7 protein-coding genes are annotated in these 5,418 nt (G+C 41.6%); 1 reads left to right on the top strand and 6 read right to left on the bottom strand.

Annotation, left to right across the window (positions count from 1 at the left end):
- Positions 1-133: 133 nt before the first annotated feature.
- Entirely contained in the window at positions 134-439 is a 306-nt protein-coding gene (locus tag F9U64_RS11065) for a DUF2680 domain-containing protein (protein WP_153403369.1), read from the top strand.
- Positions 440-568: 129 nt separating this feature from the next.
- Here the strand turns inward: F9U64_RS11065 and F9U64_RS11060 are convergent, their stop codons facing one another.
- The 6 genes from F9U64_RS11060 to F9U64_RS11035 form a co-directional block, all read right to left on the bottom strand.
- Positions 569-1,288 (bottom strand): hypothetical protein, encoded by a 720-nt coding sequence (locus F9U64_RS11060; RefSeq protein ID WP_153403367.1) that lies wholly within the window; start codon positions 1,286-1,288, stop codon positions 569-571.
- The gene (gene pseI, locus F9U64_RS11055; protein ID WP_153403365.1) at positions 1,257-2,297 is read right to left on the bottom strand and encodes a pseudaminic acid synthase; all 1,041 of its coding nucleotides are present in this window, start codon (positions 2,295-2,297) and stop codon (positions 1,257-1,259) included. The genes F9U64_RS11060 and pseI overlap by 32 nt, the downstream gene beginning before the upstream one ends.
- 7 nt (positions 2,298-2,304) lie before the next feature.
- Positions 2,305-2,805, bottom strand: a complete 501-nt coding sequence (pseH, locus tag F9U64_RS11050) for a UDP-4-amino-4,6-dideoxy-N-acetyl-beta-L-altrosamine N-acetyltransferase (RefSeq protein ID WP_153403363.1) — start codon at positions 2,803-2,805, stop codon at positions 2,305-2,307.
- A complete protein-coding gene (pseG, locus tag F9U64_RS11045) occupies positions 2,802-3,815 on the bottom strand; it encodes a UDP-2,4-diacetamido-2,4,6-trideoxy-beta-L-altropyranose hydrolase (RefSeq protein WP_153403361.1) in 1,014 nt (337 codons plus the stop codon). Before pseG ends, pseH begins: the two co-directional genes overlap by 4 nt.
- Positions 3,815-4,540, bottom strand: coding sequence for a cytidylyltransferase domain-containing protein (locus F9U64_RS11040; protein WP_153403359.1), 726 nt, complete (start codon positions 4,538-4,540; stop codon positions 3,815-3,817). Before F9U64_RS11040 ends, pseG begins: the two co-directional genes overlap by 1 nt.
- Positions 4,541-4,542: 2 nt before the next feature.
- On the bottom strand, positions 4,543-5,418 hold an 876-nt coding region (locus tag F9U64_RS11035; RefSeq protein ID WP_228275673.1), incomplete at its 5' end, for a DegT/DnrJ/EryC1/StrS family aminotransferase.

Here is a 5,418-nt window from a genome sequence, read left to right as displayed (position 1 = left end):
AATGATGATTGGTGGGACGTTTTTGATTACATATTTATTCAGTGAGAGAAAACGAGGTTGAGGAAAGAAAGATTGGCGAATAAAAAGTTGCATGTAGCACACTCTAATAAAAAAGATAGGAGTGTGACAGGTGATGAAAAAATGGATCATGACTATTTCTGCAGTATTATTTATGACATTTGCCTTTGCTTCTGAATTTTCAGCAGAAACAAATCAAAATGTAAAACTAACAGATGAACAAAAGCAGGAAATGGCAAAACTGCAGAATGATATGATGAATCAAAAGGTTGCTATCATTAACAAGTATGTGGAATATGGTGTGCTTCCTGAAGAGAAAGCAAAAAAGATGATTGATCACTTAGAAGCAAAATTAGATAAACTCGAAGAAAATGGGTTTATTCCGAAATGGGATCGCAAACCACATCATCATAAGCAATAATTTATAATGAGGCCGGGACATAGCTATTTTTCCCGCACTGTAACCCGAACTTGATGTTCGGGTTATTCGCTCATATGAAAGAATTGTTCAATTGTCGCTCCGTCAAAATAATTCGCTTAGTATGTTTGTTCATTTTGCTTCTTGCGACTTTCTCGCTCCTTCTTGCGACTTCCGTGCTCCTTCTTGCGACTTCCTCGCTCCTTCTTTGCGACTTCCTGCTTTCTTCTTGCCACTCCCGCTCCTTCTTGCGACTTCCGTGCTCCTTCTTGCGACTTCCGCTCCTTCTTGCGACTTCCTGCTTTCTTCTTGCGACTCCCGCGCTCCTTCTTGCGACTTTCTCGCTCCTTCTTGCGACTTCCGTGCTCCTTCTTGCGACTTCCGCTCCTTCTTGCGACCTCCTGCTTTCTTCTTGCGACTTCCGTGCTCCTTCTTGCGACTTCCGCTCCTTCTTGCGACTTCCTCGCTCCTTCTTGCGACTTCCTCGCTTCTTCTTGCGACCTCCTGCTTTCTTCTTGCGACTCCCGCGCTCCTTCTTGCGACTTCCGCTCCTTCTTGCGACTCCCGCGCTCCTTCTTGCGACTTCCTGCTTTCTTCTTGCGACTTCCGTGCTCCTTCTTGCGACTTCCGCTTTCTTCTTGCGACTTCCTGCTTTCTTCTTGCGACTTCCGCGCTCCTTCTTGCGACTTCCGTGCTCCTTCTTGCGACTTCCGCGCTCCTTCTTGCGACTTCCGTGCTCTTTCTTGCGACTTCCCGCTCCCATCTTGCGACTTGGCTAAAAAAAGAAGAGCGGCATGCAACCTCTCGTTGCGCCAGCTCTTTAAATGTGTTCCCAGCTAATGGGAGTTCCACTTTCCATATCCTGATTTACTTTTTTTCCTAAGAATACGTCATAATACTTTGGCGGAAGTCCATATCCTGGCCGGATTACTCGTAAATTATCCTTTGTGAACACATCGCCTTTTTTCATATCTTTTGCAACATATAAGGAGCGGCGGTATTTCATTGAATTTTTTTCTGCTTCTGATGCTCCATAATGCACCTTACCTAATGCTTGCCATGCTCGCTCTGTTTCTGTTACTAACAATGCGAGCTCATCTGGTTCGAGTGAAAAAGCTGCATCGACTCCGCCTTCTGCCCTGGATAAAGTTAAATGCTTCTCAACAACTGTTGCGCCTAATGCCACACTGGCCACTGCTACTCCTGTTCCCATTGTATGATCTGACAGGCCTATTTCACTGTCCCAAATTTCCCGCATGTTAGGAATTGTTCGAATATTTGTATTCTCTGGTGTTGCTGGATAGGTACTTGTGCATTTTAAAAGGACTAAATCTTTGCATCCTGCTTCTTTAGCGGTTCGTACTGTTTCATCAATTTCAGCAGCAGAGCACATTCCTGTTGAGATAATAATTGGCTTTCCTAACGAAGCAACCTTGCGTATCAGCGGTAAATCTGTACACTCAAATGAGGCAATTTTATAGCAAGGAACATTCAATGTTTCCAGAAAATCGACCGCTGTTTCGTCAAATGGCGAGCTGAATCCGATCATCCCTAGTTCCTTACAACGATTAAAAATTGGTTCATGCCATTCCCATGGTGTATGTGCTTTTTCATATAATTGGTATAATGATTGATCTTTCCAGAGGCTTTCCTGATCACTTATCATGAACTGCTGATTCATTTGATTCAAAGTCATGGTATCTGCCCTGTAAGTCTGAATTTTCAAAGCATGGGCTCCGGCTTTTGCTGCTGCTTCCACAATTTGAAATGCTTTATCCAATGATTGATTGTGATTGCCTGACATCTCAGCAATAATAAATGGCGGATGGTCTCTGCCGATAGAAAAATCTCCAATCTTCATGATTTCCTCACCCCTTCCAGTTTTCGCGCAGCAAGGCCATTGTCACTACATTTAAGTAGCTATCTCCATTTTTTATATGCTGCTTAAACAGCCCCTCCCGCTCGAAGCCTAATTTTTTGTGATAAGCCAGACTAATTTTGTTTGTTTCCATTACTTCTGCACATATTTTATTCATCTGTAAATCTGAAAACATTTTGTCAATAGCTAACTGACCCATTTTGGTTCCCGATCCTTTTGGTGCATCTTTTTCTCCAATGTAAAATCCCCAATAACAGCGCTTATGGTTTTTATTAATCTCGGATATTTGCACAAGCCCGAGCGGCTTCTGTTCAGCAAAATATAAAAAAACACGATGAGCAGGGTTATTGGATATACGCTCAAACCATGACTGATGCTCTTCCCAGCTTATCTTATCTTGATTATACATAACGAAACGGACATGATCGGAGTTGCGCCACTGTAAAACAATTGGCAAATATTCTTCTGTCAATTCACGTAATTCCATCATGATTCACCTTTCATTATAAATCTCGCAACAGCCAATGGGTCGATTTTTTCTCTAAAAGTTTCAGCTTTCTTGCTCATTGCTGCTAATAGCTGCGGCTGGCTGATCATTAATAAGAATTGCTCTCTTATCTGCTTAGAAGTGACTTGCTCACTTTTTCCTAAATGGCAAACAAGACCTTCCTTCGCTACCTGTGCTAGAATTTCTGACTGATTGGCAGCTGTTTCAATTGTCAAGGTTGGCAGGAGCATATAAATGCGTTCCCATGTTGTGGTTCCACCAGCACCAATGGCAATATCTGCCTCACTCATCAATCTTGCTAGATAATTGATTTGGTAATGGATCTGAATGTTCTGCTGCTTTTCACAATATGCTTTCAATTCCTGATAATATGGGTTAGCGGCACCAATTATGACATCAATTTCGATCTCAGGTATTGCTGCAATGGCCTCGAGTGCTTTCATTGTTTCATTTGTTGGATCACTGCCGCCAAACGAAAGCAAAACTTTTTTTACCGGGCCTTGTCTCTTCCTTTCTGTTTGCCGAAATTCATGTCGTAATAAGAGATAACAGATCCCGAGCAGCTTGACAGTATGCTCTGACACAAGTGACTCATAACGCTTTTCCTGATGGGGAAAATAATTCTGGTCAACTAATACATCACAAAGATGAGGACGATCGGCTAAGTCATCAATTACCAATAAATGACCAGCCAAATGTTTTACTTTCTCTTCCCACACTCTATCAAGCTCATAATGATCAACAATCAACCAATCCACCATTGGAAAAGTTGAAAGAATAGCTGTCGATTCTGCTCCATCTCTGTCATCACTGACTTCATATACGGGAAACCCGTCATTTTCAATTTTTTCGATTAAATTTCCAGGGAGCTTGCGACAAATAAAAGCTACGTCTGCCCCAAATTCCACCAAGTCTTTTCCCAACACAAGACATCGCATTACATGGCCAGTGCCCATTTCCGAAGACGCATCTGCTCGAATAATTACTTGCATTATTTCCACCTTTTCTGTTCAATATGCTGGTTGATTTTTAGCCACTCTGGGTGGTCGTTTAGTACTGAAATTATATCATCTAACCGAAACTGCGGCTTCACTTGATTTAATGCTTCCATGATATTCTTCACTAACTGAAAATCCTCAGCTGTATCAATGGTAAGTCGCAGCTTGCTGTAATTTATATCATGGAGCACATCAACTACTTGAAAAAGATCTGGTTGATCACGTACATATGTTGTCACATGTTCACGATCGCTCTCCGTTTTGGCATATTGATGGATTTTTCCTAATAATTCTTTGGAAAATACTTCGACATCCATTCCGCGCGGATACGTTCTTTGCATCACATTGGAAACATAATCAGATGACTCAGTGTAAGCCCCGATCACTTTATCAATTACCTCTGGGTCTATCAGTGGGCAATCTGAAGTTAACCGTACGATAACATTCGCATCTGTCAGTTTGCTAGCTTCATAATATCGTGAAAGTACATCTTGCTCGGAACCGCGAAAGCATAAGATATTTTCTGATTGGCAAAAATGAACAATCTCATCATCTATCTCTTCTGTAGTTGTGGCGACAATGATTTCATCAACTTTCTCAGCTTGACGAATTCTTTCTAATTGATAAGACAGTAGCGGTTTGCCTAATACTTGACGAAGGACTTTGCCTGGTAATCTTGTTGATCCCATTCGTGCTTGAATGATAGCTGCTGTCTTCATCCTTACACCTCGCCAATCGCATCAGTTACTGCATTAATTACATCATCTGCATCAGCTTCTGTCATTTTCGGAAACAGCGGAAGAGTAATCAGTGAGTCATATAATCTTTCCGCTTCAGGGCAAAGACCTCTCACATAACCCAGCTGACGATAATAAGGATGAAAATAAACAGGAATATAATGAACATTGACACCAATATTTTCTTTTTGCAGTTTAATGAATATTTCTTTCCGGTCAAGCGATGGGTCTAGTTTGATTACATACAAATGCCAGCTGGAGCCAGTATAAGGATGTTGATAGGGAGGTGTGATGAGAGTGGACTGGAATGCATCGGTATATTTTTTGGCAAAGGTTCTTCTTTTTTTAAGAAAATGGTCCAGCTTTTCCAGTTGGCTAATGCCTAATGCTGCCTGAATGTCAGTCATTCTGTAATTAAATCCAAGTGATTGCATTTCATAATACCATGGCTGATCGGAATGTGCGATTCTTGCTGAGTCTCTTGTGATCCCATGGGACCGGAAATCAAGCAGCTTTTGATAATAAACGGGATCATCTGTTGTAATCATGCCACCTTCTCCTGTTGTAATATGTTTAACAGGATGAAAACTGAACATTGTCATATCTGCTAATGTGCCGACATTTTTTCCTTTGTATGTTGCACCAAGGCCGTGGGCGGCGTCTGCGATAACAGTTAGCTGATGCTTTCTGGCAAGTGCATGAATCGCATCATAGTCTGCTGGCTGACCAGTAAAATCTACCGCAATAATTGCCTTTGTTTTATCTGTTATTTTCTCTTCTATTGATTCGGCAGAAATGTTATAAGTGGCTGGATCAATATCAGCAAATACTGGACGAGCTCCTTGATATAATACTGCATT

The sequence above is a fragment of the Gracilibacillus oryzae genome, assembly GCF_009498735.1.
Classification (GTDB): Bacteria; Bacillota; Bacilli; order Bacillales; family Amphibacillaceae; genus Gracilibacillus; species Gracilibacillus oryzae.
This window is presented reverse-complemented; position numbering and strand designations above follow the sequence as displayed.